Origin of the sequence: Klebsiella electrica (assembly GCF_006711645.1) — a bacterium.
GTDB lineage: Bacteria > Pseudomonadota > Gammaproteobacteria > Enterobacterales > Enterobacteriaceae > Klebsiella > Klebsiella electrica.
Map to the genome: position 1 here is coordinate 1,743,690 of NZ_CP041247.1, position 22,593 is coordinate 1,766,282.

Annotated in this window: 16 protein-coding genes and 1 pseudogene; 14 read left to right on the top strand and 3 right to left on the bottom strand. The window is 41.0% G+C overall.

The genetic code is table 11. The features are described 5' to 3' along the window. The first annotated feature begins 300 nt into the window (after nucleotides 1–300). From Electrica_RS08300 to Electrica_RS28800, 10 genes and pseudogenes are all read left to right on the top strand, one after another. Nucleotides 301–1,218, top strand: coding sequence for a glycosyltransferase family 2 protein (locus Electrica_RS08300; RefSeq protein ID WP_141964249.1), 918 nt, complete (start codon nucleotides 301–303; stop codon nucleotides 1,216–1,218). Nucleotides 1,219–1,228: 10 nt separating this feature from the next. Then, entirely contained in the window at nucleotides 1,229–2,149 is a 921-nt protein-coding gene (locus Electrica_RS08305; RefSeq protein WP_087653472.1) for a glycosyltransferase family 2 protein, read from the top strand. Nucleotides 2,150–2,725: 576 nt separating this feature from the next. Continuing rightward, nucleotides 2,726–3,469, top strand: a complete 744-nt coding sequence (locus tag Electrica_RS08310) for a hypothetical protein (protein WP_141964250.1) — start codon at nucleotides 2,726–2,728, stop codon at nucleotides 3,467–3,469. Beyond that, nucleotides 3,469–4,683, top strand: a complete 1,215-nt coding sequence (locus tag Electrica_RS08315) for an O-antigen ligase family protein (RefSeq protein ID WP_141964251.1) — start codon at nucleotides 3,469–3,471, stop codon at nucleotides 4,681–4,683. The genes Electrica_RS08310 and Electrica_RS08315 overlap by 1 nt, the downstream gene beginning before the upstream one ends. A 104-nt stretch (nucleotides 4,684–4,787) precedes the next feature. Further along, complete coding sequence (locus Electrica_RS08320) at nucleotides 4,788–6,032, top strand: flippase (RefSeq protein WP_141964252.1); 1,245 nt, start codon at nucleotides 4,788–4,790, stop codon at nucleotides 6,030–6,032. Between the two features lie 190 nt (nucleotides 6,033–6,222). Further along, nucleotides 6,223–7,680 (top strand): group 1 glycosyl transferase, encoded by a 1,458-nt coding sequence (locus Electrica_RS08325; protein WP_141964253.1) that lies wholly within the window; start codon nucleotides 6,223–6,225, stop codon nucleotides 7,678–7,680. Nucleotides 7,681–8,073: 393 nt separating this feature from the next. Further along, entirely contained in the window at nucleotides 8,074–9,039 is a 966-nt protein-coding gene (locus Electrica_RS28395; protein WP_167686226.1) for a GNAT family N-acetyltransferase, read from the top strand. A gap of 10 nt (nucleotides 9,040–9,049) precedes the next feature. Continuing rightward, complete coding sequence (locus tag Electrica_RS08335) at nucleotides 9,050–10,168, top strand: DegT/DnrJ/EryC1/StrS family aminotransferase (protein WP_141964254.1); 1,119 nt, start codon at nucleotides 9,050–9,052, stop codon at nucleotides 10,166–10,168. Next, complete coding sequence (locus Electrica_RS08340; RefSeq protein ID WP_141964255.1) at nucleotides 10,165–11,520, top strand: flippase; 1,356 nt, start codon at nucleotides 10,165–10,167, stop codon at nucleotides 11,518–11,520. The genes Electrica_RS08335 and Electrica_RS08340 overlap by 4 nt, the downstream gene beginning before the upstream one ends. A gap of 262 nt (nucleotides 11,521–11,782) precedes the next feature. Next, nucleotides 11,783–11,941 (top strand): annotated as a pseudogene (locus Electrica_RS28800) (IS4-like element ISEc60 family transposase); the annotation flags it as partial. 16 nt (nucleotides 11,942–11,957) lie between these two features. On the opposite strand, the gene gndA reads toward Electrica_RS28800, so the two are convergent. Together gndA and Electrica_RS08350 are read right to left on the bottom strand one after the other, a co-directional pair. Beyond that, on the bottom strand, nucleotides 11,958–13,373 hold the full coding sequence (gndA, locus tag Electrica_RS08345; protein WP_087653480.1) for an NADP-dependent phosphogluconate dehydrogenase: 1,416 nt from the start codon (nucleotides 13,371–13,373) through the stop codon (nucleotides 11,958–11,960). Between the two features lie 148 nt (nucleotides 13,374–13,521). Then, nucleotides 13,522–14,366 (bottom strand): IS5 family transposase gene (locus Electrica_RS08350; protein ID WP_141963343.1). Its coding sequence is split into 2 segments (ribosomal slippage): nucleotides 13,522–14,021 and nucleotides 14,021–14,366, totalling 846 coding nucleotides; the frame shifts between segments, so codons are not numbered across the junction. Between the two features lie 923 nt (nucleotides 14,367–15,289). On the opposite strand from Electrica_RS08350, the gene ugd reads away from it, so the two are divergent. After that, nucleotides 15,290–16,456 (top strand): UDP-glucose 6-dehydrogenase, encoded by a 1,167-nt coding sequence (ugd, locus tag Electrica_RS08355; protein ID WP_141964256.1) that lies wholly within the window; start codon nucleotides 15,290–15,292, stop codon nucleotides 16,454–16,456. 343 nt (nucleotides 16,457–16,799) lie between these two features. Here the strand turns inward: ugd and Electrica_RS08360 are convergent, their stop codons facing one another. Continuing rightward, a complete protein-coding gene (locus tag Electrica_RS08360) occupies nucleotides 16,800–17,804 on the bottom strand; it encodes an NAD-dependent epimerase (protein ID WP_141964257.1) in 1,005 nt (334 codons plus the stop codon). Nucleotides 17,805–19,162: 1,358 nt separating this feature from the next. On the opposite strand from Electrica_RS08360, the gene Electrica_RS08365 reads away from it, so the two are divergent. Genes Electrica_RS08365 through Electrica_RS08375 form a run of 3 tightly spaced genes read left to right on the top strand, consistent with a single transcriptional unit; the run spans nucleotide 19,163 to nucleotide 22,583 of the window. After that, nucleotides 19,163–19,930 (top strand): ABC transporter permease, encoded by a 768-nt coding sequence (locus Electrica_RS08365; RefSeq protein ID WP_100685899.1) that lies wholly within the window; start codon nucleotides 19,163–19,165, stop codon nucleotides 19,928–19,930. Then, nucleotides 19,930–20,670, top strand: a complete 741-nt coding sequence (locus Electrica_RS08370) for an ABC transporter ATP-binding protein (protein ID WP_100685874.1) — start codon at nucleotides 19,930–19,932, stop codon at nucleotides 20,668–20,670. The genes Electrica_RS08365 and Electrica_RS08370 overlap by 1 nt, the downstream gene beginning before the upstream one ends. Nucleotides 20,671–20,684: 14 nt before the next feature. Beyond that, nucleotides 20,685–22,583, top strand: coding sequence for a DUF4422 domain-containing protein (locus tag Electrica_RS08375; RefSeq protein ID WP_141964258.1), 1,899 nt, complete (start codon nucleotides 20,685–20,687; stop codon nucleotides 22,581–22,583). Nucleotides 22,584–22,593 lie beyond the last annotated feature (10 nt).

Below are 22,593 nucleotides of genomic sequence, written 5' to 3' on the forward strand. Positions count from 1 at the left end.
CACTATTAAATTCAGGCTTATGGGGAAATTGTTGATATCATTAACGTCCACACTTTTCCCAAAATTTCAAATTTTGAGCGAAAATGATTGTAGCGTTTGTCATTCATACTGGCTGATAGGGAATATCTTGTAAGTTAATGGCCGGCAGAACTACTGCTGGTTATTGAATATCAGGGCACAAAACAAAGTGAAGACAAAGGTATGTATTACGGGGATTCAGTAACTACGATGGATTCAGTCATAGCAGGATTTATCCTTATCCTGCTTTACTCAATAAAACCTTATATCAAAGAGGTTTAGATGCAAGATAGTAAAATTGATATTCTGTTGGCCTCATATAATGGTGAGTCATTCATATCGCAACAGATTGAATCTATCCTTGGCCAGTCATTTGCGGATTTTCGATTAATCATCAGTGATGATGGTTCTACGGACAGCACGTGGGAGATTGTCACTCACTATGCAGAACTAGACAGCAGAATACAACTGGTTGATAACATTCGTAAAGGTGGGGTAATCAATAATTTTAATTGTTGCATGCAGCATTCAAAAGCTGAATATATCATGTTCTGCGATCAGGATGATTTCTGGCCAGCGGGTAAAGTCGAAGAGATGCTTACATCGATTAAAAAAATTAATAATTATGATGGTACTCAGCCCCTTTTATGTTTTTCGGATTTGACGGTCGTCAATAAAGATCTTGATGTTTTAAATCCAAGTTTCTACGCTTATTTGAATTTAAACCCGTTATACAATACTGACTATCGATACATTCTGTGGCGCTCAACAGTGTATGGCTGTACGGTTATATTTAATCGGGTATTATTAAATCGCTCAATGCCATTGCCAGAAAATATACCAATGCATGACCATTGGTTGGCATTGAATGCCAGCCATAGTGGAATCATTCACTACCACAACCACAGTACGGTTTTGTATCGTCAGCATGGCGGAAATGTTATCGGCGCTGTCAATAAAAATAAAATTAATAAAGTATTGAATCTAATCAAGGCTATTAAAAGAATTAAGAAATATTCTTTTGAAGTTAAACAGATGATCTGCCATTTAAGTAATCGTTCAGGCAGCAATGCAACTGATTTAGAAATAAACAACATCATCCAAAGAATAAAATTTGTCAAACAGAATATTGTACCTTTCTTTAGAGAGAAGGCTATATTTACAAGCTTATTTATTATATTTTTCGTATTTAATTCTTAAGGTGATTCTAATGGATAACATGGATAAGATAAGCCTGGTGCTTGCCACATATAATGGAGAAAAGTATTTACGTGAGCAACTGCAATCTATTTTGGATAGCGTTGATGCTGAAAAAATCATTGGCGAAATAATTATTACAGATGATGGTTCATCGGATGGTACGGAAGCCTTAGTCCATACGTTTATGGAAAAGAATCCGCTTATTTCGTTCCACAAGAACCCAAATAAAGGTGTAGTTAATAATTTTATCAATGGAATTAAATTGACAAAATACGGTTATGTAATGTTTTGTGATCAGGATGATTACTGGGTCAAAACAAAAATTTCCGTATCCTATAATACCATCCGTGAGATGGAAAAAACACGAGGAAGAGAAACCCCGGCGTTGGCTTTTACCGACTCCAAGGTGGTTGATGTTAATCTTAATATAATTAATGAGTCTTTTTTCAAGTATATTGGTGCCGATATCGAAAATGGATTATCGCTGAATAAATTGATGGTCAATAATGTCGCACAGGGGTGCGTCATGATAGTAAATCGGGCATTAATTGATGCAGTCGATTTTAGTACATCGCCACATTGGGTTATGCATGACTGGTGGATGATTTTGATTGCATCGATGCATAAGAATATCTGCGCCATTAAAGAGCCTCTACTTTTATATCGACAACATGATAATAATGTTTTTGGTGCCAAGCGGAATACATTAATTAAGAAATTTACTAATCTTGGAAAAACGTACCTGCAATACAAGAAGTCTGCATTTAAAATAATGAAGCAAAATGTGGCTTTCAGAAAGTCTTATCCACAGAGTAGTGCAATAGTTAATGATTTTTCGTCTGGTTGGTATATAAAGAATGAGTCATCTGTGAAACGGAAGATATTTGCATTACTGTGTATTCGAGAGGTCATGGATGGTATCAATCGTTAGCACGGAATATGTCAATAGTGCAGGGATGTCACTGACCTGATCAACGGGTGTTACTATATGCAGGGCCACGATATACTCTATACTAACTATTAAAAGTTTTTCAGGGTTACTATGTCAGAGATTTTCTTTGACATAGTTATTCACTTTGCAAAATGCCTGCTACTCGCATTGATGTTTAGCCTTTTTGATGAGTCAGCAGTTGTACAGTGTATTTTGGTATATTATTTTATTGTCGTTATCTCTTCACTTTTATGATTTGTGTTTAGGGACCAAATTTTAGAAAAATTAATCATACTGTTATGTAGTCTGACTTATGAAGGATAAAAGTTCTTCTTGAGTACATTACAATACGTGTGGTCAACACCTTTTTATTGCGATGCCATATTAAGATGAGATAATATGAGACTTATCAGATTGTTCCTGTTATTTCTGTTTTTTTCTCAAAATTCCTACTCCGCGGATTATTGGATTACCAGTAATAATACCGATGTCTTTAATACAAAGGAATGGAATACACTGTCTAAAATTAGCCCTAAAGTACAGGTTTTTAAATTTTATTATCAAGTAATACAGCGGATGCCAACTGAACAACTTCATGAGGTATTAGCTTTTCTACGAAAAAATAATATCAGGGTTGCTGTTGAAATACCTGGTTTGACATGGGTTGATCATGGTAAAGGATATGCTGTTGAGGGTTTTGGCCCAGATTTCTTTCATAAAGACCTGGCGAATAGAGTATTTATAGCAGGCGGGATTATCGATTATATTGCTATTGATGAGGTTGTTTATTATGGCCATTACTATGATGGAAAAAATGCAACGCATTGGGATATTCCTACCATCGCAAAGCAAACTGCTGAAAATGTTAAGGTTTATAATAAGTACTTTCCAAATATAAAAGTTGGCATCATTGAACCACTCAGCCAGATAGATACTAACGATCAATCAAGAACAGTAATTGAATTTATCAAGATATTCAATAGTATGGCTACAACGCCACTTTCATTTATTCATTATGATGTCTTATGGTCTTCTGATGTTGTTGCGATGTCTAAAAAAATTCAGTCAATAGCGAAAGAAAATAATATGGAATATGGTGTTATATTTAACGATAACTCGAACGTAAATTCAATGGAGTGGATATTAAATGCTAAGAGAAATATTAATTCCTATTTTGGTGATGGTGCAGTAACACCTGATGACATAATCGTACAAAGCTGGAATAAAGCTCCTGAAACTAATTTTTCGCTAACAGATGAAAATGCGCTGTCGACGTTAGTTCCATTTATATCAACTTATTTAAAGACAAAGGTTAATTGATGTCTACTTATGCCATGAATAACAGTAAGATTGCGCTGGCATTTATTAACGCAATGTTCTACTGTTCTTTGTTATCTTTGTACTTATCATTAAAATTCGTTATCTTTTTCGCAATTGCTTTCTATTTTGTTTTTCGGAGAAAATCTTCGATAGTATATTTTTTCACTAATCTGACTTTCCCTGTACTGTTCTTGCTCTTTATGTTTGCCTATTCATCATCTCAGGGAAACGAACTCAAGTATGTGTGGTTTGAATCCAGGGATATTCTAATAACAGTAATAGAATTGCTTATGCTTAATGCTTTAGTTATGGTGAAAGGAGCTGATGATATTATCAAGATATTGTTGAAAATATCTTGTCTTATTGGCTTTTTAAAAATGATTATCACCGCGTATTGTATCGCAACAGGGATTAACGCATCGGTTCTGGTTGAGACAATTTCCAAGACAACAGGCTGGGAGTTGATGACATATGATGTTGACCAAAGCTTCATCTCTCGTATCCAGTTTCCTATTGATTTATGTTCCTGTTTTCTGATGTACTATGCATCGACCAATTTGATTAAAAAGTTGGGGGGTAGCCAGGTTATTATATTTAGTGGTTTGTTATTTAGTGTATTAATTACAATGTCACGTGCATTTTGGTTTATTGGTATTGTAATGTTTTTACTGGCTATATATAACAACTCTGGTAGCAAGCGTACATTTAAATATATTATCGCAATCGTGATATTACTGTCTTTTGCCTATGTATCGACGTATGAAACTACCAATAAAATAATCAGCGATCGATTTAGCACCAATTTAACTTCATCTTCTGATGAAGCGCGGACCATTCAGAATGGTCTGTTGTATCCGCAATTCGAAGGCGCGATGTTTTTTGGTAAAGGGATTGGATATTATATACCCTATTTCACTCGCGGGGAGGGCGATAACAAGTATGCCTATGAGAGCCAGGTGCTGGCGATGTTCATGAAACTCGGTGTGGTCGGTTTCGCGACATTGTTGTTCTGGTTTGCAAATATAATATTTACCTTTGAAAAATCACTAAGCTTTAAAATTTTATTAACTAAATCTGTCTTTTTTGCTCTATGGATATTTTCTGGTAGTGTTAATCCATTGCTTTTTTCAACACCCGGTGGCTTAGTCTTATTCTTATGTTCAAATATTAGAGCAGATTCCGCTGAAAATATAAGACGAGACAGAAAAATTTAGAGCTTGCTGTGATTTTTAAATTTTAAATAATGAATTATTAGAGTTGATTTGGTTTTTACTATAGCGATATAGAATGTATACGTTTATGTTCTGAGGGTGTTGATGTGAACAAAAATATGTTCAAAAATGCGTTATCTTTGTTTCTGGTACAGGGGGCAGGGTATTTTCTTCCACTGATAACGCTGCCTTATCTGGTCAGGGTTCTTGGTCCTGGTCAGTTCGGGGTGTTGGGATTTTCACTGTCGTTTGTGCAATATTTTACATTGATTGTACAATATGGTTTTGATCTCTCGGTGACACATAAGATAGCAATCAATAAAGATAACAAAAATTTTGTCAGCAAGGTATTTTGGGGCGTATTGATTTGTAAGTCAGGGCTGTTGGCTATTGGAGTCCTGGTGATGCTTGCAATAGTGCTGTTTGTTCCACAGGTTGAAAGCTACAGCACTGTTATTATTTTCTCTTATACATCGGTAATAGGGACTGCGTTGTTACCGACCTGGTTGTTTCAGGGAAAAGAGAAAATGGGATGGATGGCGATATCTAACATATCAGCGAAAGTTGCTGCGTTGCCGTTGCTCTTTCTTTTTATACACAGCCCAAAAGATACCTGGATTGTCGCACTGATTACTGGTTTTGGTTTTATCCTGGGGTCGCTGATTAGTTTCTACTTTATTTACCGGGAGAAGTGGATCGAGTGGAGTATGCCGGATATGCAGATGCTGAAAGATCTGCTCAGGGAAGGTCGCTACATATTCGTTTCAAATATTGCATCAAGTTTATACATCAATAGCATTCCGGTTATCCTTGGGTTGTGTTCTGGCCCCGTTGCGGTCGGGATCTATGTTGCAGCGGATAAAATCAGAATGGCGCTACAAGGTCTTATGAGTCCTATAACCCAGGTGTTCTATCCCCGAATAAGTTATTTAATTGCCACAGAAAAAAGTAAAGGGATGTCGCTGATTCGCAATCTCTTATATAAACAGAACTTTATTATCATGATAATAAGCTTGTTTATGGTGATCTTTTCCAAACAGATTATTATTCTCTTTTATGGTGAAACTTATCAGCCTTCAGTTTCTGTTCTCGCTATTCTGTCGCCGATTTTGCTTTCCATCGGTATCAGTACCGTTCTGGGCTTGCAAGGAATGCTGATCCTGGGAATGCAGAAAGAGTTTAGTCAGATATTATGGATTGGTGCGATACTCAATACTATTATCATTTTCCCGCTGATTTGGCTTGAGCAAGCTGATGGTGCAGCTATGTCAGTTCTGCTGACAGAAACGCTTGTCGCGCTGATAATTATCTATAAAACTAAATTTATCTGGAAACCTTCTCAGGCAGGGTAACAGCACATACAAGAAACTCTGTTATTAGGATCTGAGACCATAAATATTTCTTAGACACTAATAGTATGTTTTATTGTTCAAATAAGAATAATAGTTACTGGTTTCACCAGGGACTAAAAGTCATAGCCACACCTTCAAGCATCATTTTATGCCATAGAATGATCCTGATAAGAAGGTTCTGGAGCAGATTTTGGTTGAATTTAATGAAAATTATAAATCCGCTTCTTATCACAGAACGCGTAAATTAATCTCATCACTTCGTCAGAAAATTGTGAGTCAAAGTGATGCTGAGAAAACCCTTGGATTGGCTGCAGTATACTCATCTTTACTCCATTCGATTGATATTGGCGTGTATGATGATCCTGAGCTAGAACGCTATCTTATTGATAATATTCAGGCACAAGAGCTATTTTCACCAGGTTATTTCTCGACTTCACCTACTAAAGATACTTTGCATGTTATCTCTGAGGGCTATGCATTTGGCGGTCACACTCGCTTAATGATGATGCTGGCAAGTATGCACTCGGCAAAACCTGATCTTCTAGTGACTCATAGTATTGATAGCCAATTACAGAACAGGCTTTCATCGTTGTTCGATCAGATATTTACCGTTGATGACTCGCAATACATTAAAAAATTAGAAAAAATTATTCCTGTCTTAGGAAACTACCAGAAGGTTGTTCTGCATATACACCCTAATGACATTGCAACTGTTATTTGCTGTGGTCTTGTAAAGAAATACCGAAGTCTGGATGTTTATTTTGTTAATCATGCTGACCATGCCTTTTCTCTGGGAAGCGCTATCGCTGATTACTATTTTGTATTAAGCAACTATGGTCAGCATATCAACCGGCATAAAAATATTGCGGGTAAGTATAGTTTTCTTGGTATTCCCATTGAAGTGCCTGCAGTATCAACTAAGCTACCGATTGATATCGGCAGAGCGTCGAGGCTTTCCTTTTTTACTGCAGGTTCTGGGTTTAAATTTTCGCCATTCCGCGGAGCGGATATTCGGCCGTTGGTAAAAAAAATTTTAACTCACTGGCCCAATTCGACATTGACTATTGTTGGTGTCAACCCGCTTTTTAACTACTGGTGGTGGCTGATGAAAATCCGTTACCGCCAGCGTTTAAGGCTGTTACGATTTTTACCTTTTGAGCAATATAAGTCATTCGCAAAAAGTTCTGACTTCTATATCGATAGTCATCCATTTCCTGGCGGTACGGCATTTGCGGAACAAATTCTCTCAGGGCAACGTGGTGTAGGCTTAGTCTCAGCGATTCAGGGTTATTCGCCGGCGGAGAGGTTAAAGTTTCAGCATGTGGATCAAGTTATCAATGGTATAGAAAATTATAATGAGGATGGTATCATTGCGGACATCCATATCATTAACAGCTATGCATCTGTAAAACAGCGTTATCTGGATTGCCTTTATAGAAATACAGCTTGTCAAATTGATATTGAATCATATATGCCATGGAGCGGTGATGAAAAGTACATACGTTTTACTGGAGTTGTATTTACGCCTATTGATATAAAAACAATTCGGTTTTTAATCGCGAAGGAAAGGATTAAGGCAATTAATCTTTTCAGAGCAATGTCATTAATGAATAAGATATACATCCTTTACGCCCTGCTATTTAAGTAATATTGTATAAGTGTTGTTTGAGCGTGTCCTTAGCATAATTTCTAATAAAAGAATATTCATATCTGGTAATGCTCAACTCTTTCTTTTTTACCAACAATAAGGAGATGGTGTTTTATTTTTTAACCATTGAATGACTCATTTTTAATAAACAATGATGTTAATCAAGGTTTTTAATTACTGCTGGAGCTTGTACTTAATTTAGTAATGTAGTGAGCATTGATTGGAGTGTGTTATTTTTATATGGGTAACGTAATTCCATCGTATTATTTTATTCCATTGTAACGAGCATATCCCTGAATATGCTGGAGAGCATCTATTTCTGATTAATTATTGTATAATTTTTAATCAATTTTATTTACAAATGCAATTTTTAGAAATTAGGGTACGACAATTATGAATATAATAAATAAACCATATACTATTTTTCAGTTGCCAGGAATAACTGATGATCGAGGTTCCTTGATATGTCTCGAAGCGATGAAAAGTATACCGTTTGAGATCAAAAGAATATTTTATATTTTTAATAATAAAAATAATAAAGCAAGGGGAATGCATGCCCATAAGAGAGATCGACAGTTTCTTTTTTGTATGGCTGGTCATGTTAGCGTTCACCTTGATGCTGGTATTTTACATGATGTAATTAAACTTGACAGCCCTGAAAAAGGTATACTGGTCGAGCCGATGGTTTGGCTGGAGCTTAAAGATTTCAGCGCCGATTGTTGTCTGATGGTAGTGAGCAATAACACTTATGATGAGCATGATTATATCAGATCCTATGCTCAATTCATTGCAGAGAAAAAGGCATTTGCTAACCATAAACTGAAAATTGGTACTGAGGAAGGAAAAACCGTACGTATTCGCCCGGTTACTATAGATGACTATATTTTTATTCATAATTGCAGGAAATCTGTCGCCAGGTCAGAATTTTTGTCTGAAATTTCTGATAACCCAGAGTTACAAAAAGTTTGGATAGAAGAGTATAAAGTTAGAGAAAGTTTGGGTGAAGAAATGTACTTTATTATAGAAAGGCTTGATACTAATCAACCGATTGGTACATTTCGGGTCTATTCTCCGGAATGGGAACGGGCGCGTGTTTCTTGCGGTAGCTGGATACTTAATGATCAAAAAACACCTTCAGCTGCGATTGAAACCATTATGTTGATAACCCGAATATTGCAGACGTTTGGTCTCAGATACATATTGATTGATACAAATAAAGAAAATAAAACTGTATTGAGATTCATAAAGAAAATCTCGACACGTTTTTATTGTGAAAATGAGACCAATGTTTTCTATGAGATCTGTAGTGCAGACTTCCTTAATAATACGTACAGTAAATACAAAAGGTTTATTGAATAAGGTTGTAGTCATGACTCAAGTTAAATTCCTTAATTTAAAAAGATTAACTGACCAACATAACCTGGAACTTAAAGATGCCTGCGCTCGTGTGATTGATTCTGGAATGTTTATTTTAGGTTCTGAAGTTTCATCATTTGAACGTACTTTTTCAGCATTTTGTGGAACACAGCATGCGCTTGGCGTTGCTTCTGGTTTAGATGCACTCTCTCTTATTTTTAGAGCATGGAAAATTTGCGGAAAATTACATGATGGAGATGAAGTGATTATTCAGGCCAACGCTTATATTGCTTGCGTACTGGCCATTACTGAAAATAACCTATGTCCGGTATTTGTTGAGCCAGACGAGAAAACATATAACCTGGATCCTGTCAACATCGTTCCCGCGATTACAAGTAAAACTAAAGTGATAATGCCTGTTCACTTGTATGGACAGATTTCAGAGATGGACCGGATTAAAGCGATAGCTTCTGAACATCATTTGTTGATTCTGGAAGATTGCTCTCAATCACATGGTGCGATGCTCGGTGGAATAATGTGCGGGAACTGGGGAGACGCAGCGGCTTTTAGCTGCTATCCCAGCAAAAATCTCGCAGCATTGGGTGATGCCGGGGTAATTTCTACCAATGACTGCAACCTAGCAGCGATCCTCTCAAAACTCAGAAATTATGGTTCCCAAACACGTTACTATAATCTCTACCAGGGAATAAATAGTCGGTTGAGCGAAATGCAAGCCGCGTTACTTAATGTCAAGATGAAATATATTGACAATGAGATAGAGTTACGTCGGGAAATATCAAAAAAATATCGAAACTGTATTAAAAACGATTTTATTTTACTACCTGAAACTGATGATATCAACAAACATACGTGGCATTTATTTGTCATTCGTTGCCAGCAACGTGATACCTTGCAGGCTTTTTTATTAGCTTCTGGTATTGAAACATATATCCATTATCCTGTTCCACCTTACAAACAGGAAGCGTATCCTGAATTTAACCATTTATCTTTTCCGTTAAATGAAAAAATACATGATGAAGTATTAAGTCTTCCCATAGATCCATATATGGAACCATGCGAAATAGACTATGTTATCACTAAAGTGAATGAATTTAGTCCTGGAAGAAAATGAAATTCACAGACCTGAACCTTCAAATAATGCGGCATAAGATTAAGTCTCCTTTCTTTATCAATAGTGCCTGGAATTTTCTTGGGATGCTGCTGCCAATGGTAGTGGCTTTTTTTATGATACCTATTGTGATTCATCATATCGGGCTGCCAAAATTTGGTGTCTTTAGCTTGGTGATCATGTTAATCGGTGCAATGACGCTATTTGACTTTGGTTTAACGCGTTCGATTACCCATTCGGCATCAAAGTACTACCATGAAAATAACCCCACCGATTTCTTATCGGCAATAAAATGTGGTTGGGGGATTTTGTCGTTCATCGTTGTATTATTGTCAGTGCTACTTTTTTTATTTTCAGGTTATGTTGCCGCTTTTATATTAAAGACAGACAATAGTCCTCTTTATTCCGAGGTGGTAAATTGCATTAAGATAACCGCTATTGCTTTGCCGTTCGTGATGTCCCAGGCAATCTGCTCCTCGGTAATGGAAGCATTATCTGCATTCAAAAAAATAAATCTTTTCAGAACCCCATTCTGGGTATTGATGTATGCAATACCATTAATCTTTTCATTATTTACTAGCAACATTTTTTACCTTACTGTAAGTGTTTTTTCTTTACGAATACTGATGGCGATTGTGTTTTATTTTCTGATGACGGTAGAAATAAGAAAATTTACGAAACGTAAATTACTCATTGCCCCAGTGTCAAAAAAAATAGTTTTAGAAATTGTCACCTACGGTGGTTGGATCTCATTAGGTAATGTCATTGTGCCCGTAATGTTGTATCTTGATCGCTTTATTGTCGCATCTGTTGTTGGACCTGACATTTTTCCATATTATGGTACACCTTATGAAGTTATATCGAGAATAACTGTCATCACCGCTGCAGTGTGTGGTGTGTTGTTCCCGTTGTTAGCAGGGACAATGCGGAACAATATTATTGAGGCTGATTCCTACTTTAAGAAATCGATTTTCTTAATATTTGTAACAACATTTCCCTGTGCGGTTATTGGCATTGTATTCTCTAAGCTTTTTTTATCATTATGGATTAACCCTGATTTTGCAAGTCAGGCATGGCCGGTTTTTTCATTATTGCTGCTAGGCTTTCTTATTTACGGATTATTTCAACCTGCATTTATCTGGATCATGGCCTCGGGTAAACCCTGGATTGTGACGGTTGTTCAGGTATTTGACTTGTTGACGTATATAGTATATCTGCCTTGGCTGGCTAAACACTATGGGATCATCGGTGCTGCTATTGGTTGGGATTTACGTATGGTATGTGGTTTTTTCCTCATTTTCTTTATTCGCTATCTTTTATATAGACGCCATCTTGCCAGCCACAGGGTCGTATAATGAGAGTAAAACATGCTTCAATACTATCATATCCGGTCTTATTTTTGTGGTTAGTAGGGGAGGTCAGTACACTTTCATGTTGTGTTCGAGGAACGCGATAAATATGGCTGGATATGCGCATGAAACGTAGTCAGATCTCAGCGCATGCCAACCATGAGATACTGAATGTGCCGCGTCAAACTTTGTTCGGCTTGATATTACCTGGGGAATCCTGTCCGATCCGGAGCATCTGTGTTTAGTCCACCTGTAGGGCAGGCTTAGCTACATGCTAAATATGGTGAAATACAAGCGAGTCGCTTCATTGTTAAAAGTGGCGGAGAATGTATCGCTAAATTCTCCGCTCATATTGAAAACTTTGTCGCTGGACTCAAGGTTGAGGAAATTACGCCAAAGGTATACCGATATGGTATCGGTTTACTAAATTGTCTGGAGATCCCTCAGAGATTTTCCATCCACTCAGTATGGAATACACCTTCTTTATCGGTACGCTTATAAGTATGGGCACCGAAATAGTCACGCTGAGCCTGGATCAGGTTGGCAGGCAGAACAGCCGAGCGGTAGCTATCATAGTACGCGATAGCTGCAGAGAAGGTTGGAACCGGGATACCATTTTGTACAGCATAAGCAACAACATCACGCAGCGCCTGCTGGTATTCATCAGCAATCTGCTTGAAGTATGGTGCGAGAAGCAGGTTGGCAATGTTTGCATTCTGCTTATAGGCATCGGTGATCTTCTGCAGGAACTGAGCACGAATGATGCAACCAGCACGGAAGATTTTGGCAATCTCACCGTAGTTCAGATCCCAGTTGTATTCATCTGATGCAGCACGCAGTTGAGAGAAACCTTGTGCATAAGAAACGATCTTGCCCAGATACAAAGCGCGACGAACTTTCTCTACAAACTCAGCCTTATCACCTGCCGGTTGTGCTTTTGGCCCCGTAAGGACTTTAGACGCTGCAACACGCTGATCTTTTAGAGAAGAGATATAACGAGCGAACACGGACTCGGTAATCAGGGACAGCGGTTCACCCAGATCCAGTGAACTCTGGCTGGTCCATTTACCTGTACCTTTGTTGGCTGCTTCATCGAGAATCACATCAACAAGGTATTTCCCTTCTTTATCTTTTTTAGTAAAGATATCTTTGGTGATATCAATCAGGTAGCTGTTGAGCTCACCTACATTCCATTCGCTAAAGGTTGTTGCAAGTTCTTCATTAGAAAGAGCCAGACCCCCTTTCAGTAAAGAGTATGCTTCGGCGATAAGCTGCATGTCGCCATACTCAATACCGTTATGAACCATCTTGACATAGTGACCAGCACCATCAGCCCCAATATAGGCCACACAAGGTTCACCATCTTCATCGGCGCGTGCGGCGATCTGCTCAAGAATTGGCGCGACCAATTCATAAGCTTCTTTCTGCCCACCAGGCATGATAGATGGGCCTTTCAGCGCCCCCTCTTCACCACCAGAAACACCGGTACCAATGAAGTTAAAGCCTTCAGCAGATAATTCACGGTTGCGACGAATGGTGTCCTGGAAGAAAGTGTTACCTCCATCAATGATGATGTCACCTTTGTCCAGATACGGCTTAAGAGAATCGATCGCGCTGTCGGTGCCTGCGCCAGCTTTGACCATTAACAGGATGCGGCGTGGAGTTTCGAGGGATTCAACAAACTCTTGCACGGTATAGTACGGGACAAGTTTCTTGCCTGGATTTTCGGCAATCACTTCTTCAGTTTTATCACGGGAGCGATTGAAAACAGAGACGGTATAACCACGGCTTTCGATGTTGAGCGCAAGGTTACGCCCCATAACTGCCATACCGACAACCCCAATCTGTTGCTTGGACATTACATACTCCTGTCTGGTGTAATCACTGTGACAAATTCGCAGCTTAAATGTATCAATTATATTAGCGCAAAGCGCATTAGTCGCATAGGGTAAAATCGGCCAGCGCCCTAAGTGCTCACGCGTGAATCACGTTGCTAGGCTGTGTCCTTTAATTGCATAATTTTTTGTAAAACAGTCTAATGCAACCCAGTTTCACCATCGCCAGATAATTCCTCGCCGTTTTGTCGTAACGCGTGGCAATGCGACGGTATTCTTTCAGACAGCCAAAACACCGCTCAACAACGTTGCGATTACGATAAGCATCACGATCAAGCTGTGAACGACCATCTGCTGCCATTTTTTCATTAGATTTCCGCGGGATAACCACTTTTATCCCTTTTCGTTTCAGCTCATTGCGAAGCGCATGTCCTGAGTAGGCTTTGTCAGCCAGCACCGCATAACCACGACGTTTCATGCTGCCGTTCTGGCGCTGAACACCAATTCCGTCCAGAAGGCGTAATGCGAACTGGCTTTCGTGAGCCTGTCCGGGACTCAGCACGATATTTAACGGGAGACCGCCTGCATCCGTCGCCATATGGATTTTGGTGCCAAAACCACCGCGAGAGCGACCCAGCCCATGATCTCCGGCGATATCGGGATGTTTTTTTGCGCGCCGGCGGCGCACCTGAGTGCCCGGATATTGCTGCCATCCAGCGCAGTAGCTGACCAGTCAACGAGGCCGTGAGCATCAAGAGAAGAAAGCAACCTGTTGAAAATAATATTAATCACACCCGACTTAGACCACCGGTTAAAGCGGTTATATACGGTTTTCCATGGGCCGTATCGTTCAGGTAAATCACGCCATGGGGCACCAGAGCACAACACCCAGAACATGCCATTGATGATCATACGATGCTCCGCCCATGGGCGTCCGGCCCGTGGTGTTGCAGGTTGAGCGGGCAGTAAAGGCTGGATGATATCCCATGCTTCATCGGGAAGGTCGTAGCGGGCCATAGTTCAATATGTTGTAGAAACAGATGGTTACTATAGCTCAGACGATTAAGGGACACAGCCTAATCCGCCGTCAGGGTAATGGAAGACGGACAGATACCACTAGGTTAGATGATGACTGCGGTCGATGCTACACACAACATTGTAGCAGCTATCGCCTGTCACTGGCTTCCTGTCTGTAAGGCTGGATTGACCGCTAAAAATACCCGGTCGATCGCTAACCATCAGCAGGCGCGTCGATCGGGGTATAAGTGTTGGCGGACTTTATCGCCATTGCTATTGGTGAAGCGTTGCGTAATAAGGCCGTTGTCGGAACCTATCGGCAGAAAACGAAACTGTTGCTAATGGCGGAAAAAGATGAAACCTCTGTCATGATACTCAGAGCTGGCCGAGGCGTTTGCATATGCACCGAACGAGTGGCAGGCGCTGGAATGCCATGCCAACGACTGCAGAGCTGAAGCAGATAACCATATTGTTGAAAATACTCTGCCTGTACCGTCGAGGTCGTAAAAACTGGTTGTTGTTCGGCTCTGGCCACGGTGGGGGCGTTGCCGTACAGCAGGATCGATGCATGTCAACTGAAGGGCGTGGAATCAGATAGTTAGCTTCGTCATGTGCTTGATGCCTTAACCGACGGGCCAATCAATTGGGTCAGCGAGCAGCTTGCCTGGCGCGTAGCATCGCCAACTGGATAACGCATCTCTATCAGTCAGTACGGTTCTCGCTGTTAGCTTACTACTTTGGCGACCGCTTAAGCGTATCACTATGCCGGTGACTTCCTGGAAGGCCCAATCAGGGGCCTTTCTGAGAGCACTATTTTGTGCCTTTCTTGACACTTATCTTCTCAAAGAGTACAACCGCCAGAAGTGTAGATTACAGGGTGGCTACTATGCCACCGCCCAGTTAACTTATTGAAGTGTGAGCGAATGAAAATTACTATTTCTGGTACCGGTTATGTTGGTTTATCGAACGGCGTCCTGATTGCGCAAAACCACGAAGTGGTCGCGCTGGATATCGTACAATCTAAAGTTGATATGCTGAACCAGAAGATATCGCCGATTGTCGATAAAGAGATTCAGGAATATCTGGCTGAAAAACCGCTGAATTTTCGTGCGACAACAGACAAACAAGATGCATATCGCAATGCTGACTATGTCATTATCTGCACACCGACTGACTACGACCCGAAAACCAACTACTTCAATACCTCAACAGTTGAAGCCGTTATTCGAGATATCACTGAGATTAACCCTGGCGCCGTCATGATCATCAAATCGACCATTCCGGTCGGTTTCACCCGTGATGTCAAAGAGCGTCTGGGGATCGACAATGTCATCTTCTCTCCGGAGTTTCTGCGCGAAGGCCATGCGCTGTATGACAACCTTTATCCTTCGCGAATTGTCATCGGTGAACGTTCGGAACGCGCAGAGCGTTTTGCCAACCTGCTCAAGGAAGGTGCAATTAAGCAGGATATCCCGACGCTGTTTACCGATTCAACCGAAGCGGAGGCGATCAAACTGTTTGCTAATACCTATCTTGCTCTGCGTGTAGCTTATTTTAATGAGCTGGATAGCTATGCGGAAAGCCAGGGCCTCAACAGCAAGCAGATTATCGAAGGTGTTTGCCTGGACCCGCGGATCGGCAATCACTATAACAACCCGTCATTCGGCTACGGTGGATACTGCCTGCCGAAAGATACTAAACAACTGCTGGCAAACTACGAATCGGTGCCAAACAATATTATCGGGGCTATTGTCGATGCTAATCGTACCCGTAAAGACTTTATTGCTGACTCTATCCTTGCGCGTAAACCGAAAGTGGTTGGGGTTTATCGCCTGATCATGAAGAGCGGCTCAGATAACTTCCGCGCGTCTTCGATTCAAGGGATTATGAAGCGCGTTAAAGCCAAAGGTATTCCGGTTATTATTTACGAACCGGTGATGCAAGAGGATGAGTTCTTTAATTCCCGCGTGGTTCGCGATCTGGATGTCTTTAAACGCGAAGCTGATGTCATCATTTCTAACCGTATGGCGGAAGAGTTGGCTGATGTTGCAGATAAAGTATACACCCGCGATCTGTTTGGTAACGATTAGTCTTTTCTGATAACGAGTGCCAGCGGTGCTGCTGGCCTCACTCCGTCCCTGTCTCCACTTTCACCAATCCTCCACTTTCCTTAATAACGATCTCAGTAGTGTGATGCAGACTGTAATTTTTCGCTAAACTCATTGTCCGGCATGTGGGGGGCAGGTCAGTTCAGGCAGGCACTGAGGGAGAGCAGAACGACAGATCCCCTGGGACATCACTCTGACAGAGGACTGCAGTACCAGGCAGGTGTTGCGACCAAAGCGGATGCTCCATCAGCAATTTGGTAAAGCGTAGGAATGATAAAACCGCAACCCTCGGGGTATTGCGGTTCAGAACGAATCAGGTCACCACTCAGGCGCTGTAATACGCCTTATACCAGTCCACAAAGTTCTTCACGCCATCCTTGACCGACGTCTGCGGTTTAAAGCCAACCAGATCATACAGTGGCTTCGTATCCGCACTGGTTTCCAGAACATCGCCTGGCTGGATAGGCATCATATTTTTTTTTGCTTCCATCCCCATCGCTTCTTCCAGAGCGGTGATGTAGTCCATCAACTCCACCGGCGAACTGTTGCCGATATTGTAGATCCGGTAAGGGGCTGAACTATTGGCCGGCGAGCCATGTTCTACGGTCCATTCAGGGTCTGGCTGCGGAATGACATCCTGTACGCGGACAATCGCTTCCACGATGTCATCAATATAGGTGAAATCACGCTTCATTTTCCCGTAGTTATAGACGTCGATGCTCTTACCTTCCAGCATCGCTTTGGTGAACCTGAACAGCGCCATATCCGGGCGTCCCCACGGGCCATAAACGGTGAAGAAACGTAAGCCGGTGGTGGGAATTCCATAGAGATGTGAGTAGGTATGCGCCATGAGCTCATTGGCTTTTTTGGTAGCCGCATACAAGGAAACCGGGTGATCGACCGAATCATCCGTGGAGAATGGCATCTTGCGGTTCAGCCCATACACTGAGCTGGAGGAGGCATACAGCAGATGTTGTACTTTATTATGTCGACAGCCTTCCAGAATGTTCAGATAACCAACCAGATTCGCGTCAGCATAAGCGTGAGGATTTTCCAGCGAATAACGCACGCCGGCCTGCGCTGCCAGATGGATCACGCGATCAAACTTCTCAGTAGCAAAAATTTGCGTAATGCCTTCGCGATCGGCGAGATCGGTTTTGTAAAAGCTGAACAGGGGGGATTGCAGGAGATCCAGGCGAGACTGCTTGAGATTAACATCGTAGTAATCGTTCATGTTGTCGATGCCCACAACCTCGTGACCCGCCTCCAGAAGGCGCTGGCTTGCATGAAAGCCGATAAATCCTGCGGCTCCAGTGACTAAAAACTTCATATTCATCCTCCGGGATCGGTGTTCCCCGCTATATATATTTGCTGATTTTACACTGGCTTGCCTTAGGGATCATCTGCTTTACCGTTGCAGGATATAAGTGGGTACCGTAGAACGAGCAGGGGGCATGCGCACCGGGGCGTTGTGAGCGCAGAGGATTTAAGATGAAATTGCAAATGATAATCATTATTGAATTGGTGCGCCTGCATAATAATCGTTCCTGCTGGCGATAGTTTTTCGGGTGTGGATGCAAGCCCAGCGGGGGAAGACAGAGTCTGTTCAATATTGTTTCTTTTTATATATTTTCCGAACAATTCCTGAATAATCATTCAGCATTACTATCGTAAAGATAACAGTGAAAACTATTTTTTCTTTTACTATCATGTGGTTATGTTGTTTTAGTTCGGTGTTCGAATAATGTGCAACGGATGTTTATTTTTGGGCTGAATGGATTGGCTATGCTTTTTCATTTTTATTCTCCCAGACCAGAGCTATAATGCGCGCGGAATTCACAACGTACGGATGCATTATTGATAATGCTCTACAACGTATCCTGCGAAGCTACGGGCGAAACCACCGTGGAAGAAAAGTCAAACCCGCTTTTATGTCAAAGAGGGGGAGAAAGAGTGTTACCTGGTGGTGCTACCGATATCTGCCCGCGAACTTGATACTCTGCGTGACTCACGTCGCGATGCGTAATCCAGCCGTATGGCTATCGCAGCCATACTGTTGAGAGTGACGTATTTTTTGGGTTTCAAGGGTGAAATGAGAAAGTCCCGATAGATAGGATGCCATAAACTGGGGAGAGTAGTGGTGCATTTGTTGCCGTGTGGCGATGGATGCGAGTCCGGAGAGCTGAGATGAATACAGCTGTCCGTGTGTTTTAGCTTTTTAGCTGAACGCTGACGAGTCTGTTGATGGCTTCATGAACTCTGCGCCAGCAACGATTATTGAGCTAACGATGAGTGTATCCTCTTCGTTACGGTAAGACCGGGTAGACAGGCACTTTTGAGAGGGGAGTCCGCGTTTTGGTTGCGATAGCCAATGGCGGTAGCGTGTCTGAATTTCAGAATAAACCCGCGGTTGCGATTTAACATTTTGTTTACAAAACGAAGGGATGTTTTATGTGTTTCCACCAGAACCACATTTTCATTCAGCTTTTACTGAGGTCAGGGCTTATATCCGGTTTTGCAGTGTTGACCTGTGCGGAAGCCATCGTTCGCAGATTGCTTTCGCAAAATAATGTTACACCAGTTATGGGAATAGCTGTTCGCCTCTTGAACGCAGCAGATGTTATCGATAATTCTGTTTGATACATATTACGTACGGAATTTTTTGTAGAATAATTTATGAGTATAAAAATGAAGTATAATATAGGGTATTTATTTGATCTTCTTGTTGTCATAACAAACAAAGATTTAAAGGTGCGTTATAAAAGCAGCGTATTTGGTTACCTGTGGTCAATTGCAAACCCGCTGCTATTTGCAATGATATATTATTTCATTTTTAAGCTCGTTATGCGAGTGCAGATTCCGAATTATACTCTTTTCTTGATTACCGGATTATTTCCATGGCAATGGTTTGCCAGCTCGGCAACCAACTCCCTGTTCTCTTTTATAGCCAATGCGCAAATAATCAAAAAGACGGTGTTTCCGCGTTCAGTCATACCGTTGAGTAATGTCATGATGGAAGGGCTACATTTCTTGTGTACGATTCCGGTGATTATTGCATTCCTGTTCGTCTATGGTATGCGTCCGTCGCTATCATGGATCTGGGGCGTACCCATCATTGCACTGGGTCAGGTGATTTTTACCTTTGGTATCTCAATCATATTCTCTACGCTAAACCTGTTCTTCAGGGACTTAGAGCGATTTGTCAGCCTTGGCATCATGCTCATGTTTTATTGCACACCGATATTATATGCGTCAGATATGATTCCGGAAAAATTTAGCTGGATTATTACCTATAATCCTCTGGCAAGCATGATCCTCAGCTGGCGGCAGCTGTTCATGGATGGCGTCTTAAATTATGAATATATTTCAATCCTTTATATTACGGGTTTAGTCCTGACAATTGTGGGCCTGAGTATTTTTAATAAATTAAAATATCGATTTGCAGAGATTTTGTAATGGAACCAGTAATAAATTTTAGTCACGTTACGAAAGAGTATCCGCTTTACCACCATATTGGCTCAGGCATTAAGGATCTCGTATTTCACCCGAAAAGAGCTTTTCAGCTGTTAAAAGGGCGTAAATATCTTGCGATCGAAGATATCACCTTCACCGTTGGTAAAGGCGAGGCCGTCGCGCTGATTGGCCGTAACGGAGCAGGGAAAAGTACCTCTCTCGGGCTGGTGGCCGGGGTGATTAAGCCAACGAAAGGCACAGTCACCACTCAGGGGCGTGTTGCCTCGATGCTTGAGTTAGGCGGCGGCTTTCACCCTGAATTAACCGGTCGGGAAAATATTTTTCTCAATGCGACCCTGCTTGGTCTACGCCGCAAAGAAGTTCAGCAGCGCATGGATCGGATAGTAGAGTTCTCCGAGTTAGGGGATTTCATTGACGAGCCTATTCGCGTGTATTCGAGTGGTATGCTGGCGAAACTCGGATTCTCTGTCATCAGTCAGGTAGAACCCGATATCCTTATTATCGATGAAGTCCTTGCTGTTGGTGATATTTCGTTCCAGGCCAAGTGTATCCAGACAATAAAAGACTTCAAAAATAAAGGTGTAACGATATTATTCGTTAGCCATAATATGAGTGATGTTGAAAAAATCTGTGATCGGGTTGTTTGGATCGAAGACCACAAACTCCGCGAAATTGGCTCAGCTGAGAGAATCATCGAACTCTACAGACAAGCAATGGCTTAATAATTGGTAATAATATGAACAGTATTAAAATTTACACATGTCACCACAAACCCAGTGCTTTTCTAAACGCCTCTATTATTAAACCACTGCATGTCGGGAAAGCGAATACCTACAATGATATTGGCTGTGAAGGAGATGATAGCGGAGACAACATTTCCTTTAAAAATCCTTTTTATTGTGAGCTGACGGCCCATTATTGGGTGTGGAAGAATGAATCCCTCGCTGATTATGTTGGATTCATGCATTACCGTCGACATCTGAACTTTTCCGAACAACAAAATCATCCTGAGGATAACTGGGGAGTGGTCAACTACCCGGCGATCAATGCTGAATATGAAAATCAGTTCGGATTAAGTGATGAGTCTATACAGACCTGCGTCGATGGATATGATCTGCTGTTACCTAAAAAATGGTCGGTAACATTCGCAGGGAGTAAAAATAACCTTGATCATTATACAAAAGGTGAATTTTTACATATCAAAGATTATCAGTCCGCCCTGGAAGTTGTTGAAGAGTTGTATCCGACATATAAAGATGCGATTCAACAATTCAATAATGCAACGGATGGCTATTACACGAACATGTTTGTTATGCGCAAAGACATGTTTGTGGATTATTCAGAATGGCTTTTTGCTATTTTGTCTAATCTTGAAAACCGGATTTCGATGAATAACTATAATGCTCAAGAGAAACGTGTGATTGGACACATTGCTGAGCGTTTATTCAATATCTATATCATTAAATGCCAACAAGATAAACAGCTAAAAATAAAAGAACTACAGCGCACGTTTGTCACTGCTGAAACATTTAATGGTAAATTAAATCCTGTTTTTGACGCTGAGACAAGTGTTCCGGTTGTTATCAGCTTTGATAATAACTATGCATTAAGTGGCGGGGCATTAATAAATTCAATCGTGCGCCATTCTGATGCGAACAAGAACTATGATATTGTTGTTCTGGAAAACAAGGTTAGTCATCTAAATAAAAAACGCCTTATCAATCTGGTTGCTGGTCATAACAACATATCGTTGCGCTTTTTCGATGTGAATTCATTCACTGAGATAAGCGATGTGCATACCCGCGCGCATTTTAGTGCCTCGACCTATGCCCGCTTGTTCATTCCGCAACTTTTCCGTGATTATAAAAAAGTTGTGTTTATCGATTCTGATACCGTCGTGAAGGCCGATCTGGCGACGCTTCTGGATGTTAATATCGGTAGCAATTTGGTTGCTGCGGTTAAAGATATTGTCATGGAAGGGTTTGTGAAGTTTGGCACGATGTCAGAATCTGATGATGGCATTATGCCCGCAGAGCAGTACCTGAAAAAGACATTAGGAATGACGAATCCTGACGCATATTTCCAGGCCGGGATTATCATTTTCAATGTCGAACAAATGGTTAAAGAGAACACCTTTGCTCAGTTGATGGCAGCCCTGAAAGCCAAAAAATATTGGTTCTTAGATCAGGATATCATGAACAAAGTGTTCTTTGGCAGAGTCGAGTTTTTACCGCTGGAATGGAACGTATACCATGGCAATGGTAATACTGATGATTTCTTCCCAAACCTCAAGTTCGCGACCTATATGCGTTTTCTGCAGGCCAGAAGAAATCCGAAAATGATTCACTATGCGGGTGAAAACAAACCATGGAATACTGAGAAAGTCGATTTCTATGATGATTTTCTGGAAAATGTTTTAAATACCCCATGGGAAAAAGAAGTTTACTATCGCCAGTTACCTGTGGCCTCGGCAGGACATAACCAGAATAGTGAACTGAAGCAAACTGTGTTGCTGCAGACAAAGATTAAAAGAACTTTGATGCCATATGTTAATAAATATGCTCCTGTCGGTTCACCAAGAAGAAATAAGCTCATTAAATATTATTATAAAGTTCGCCGTACGATTCTTGGCTAATGCAACTGGA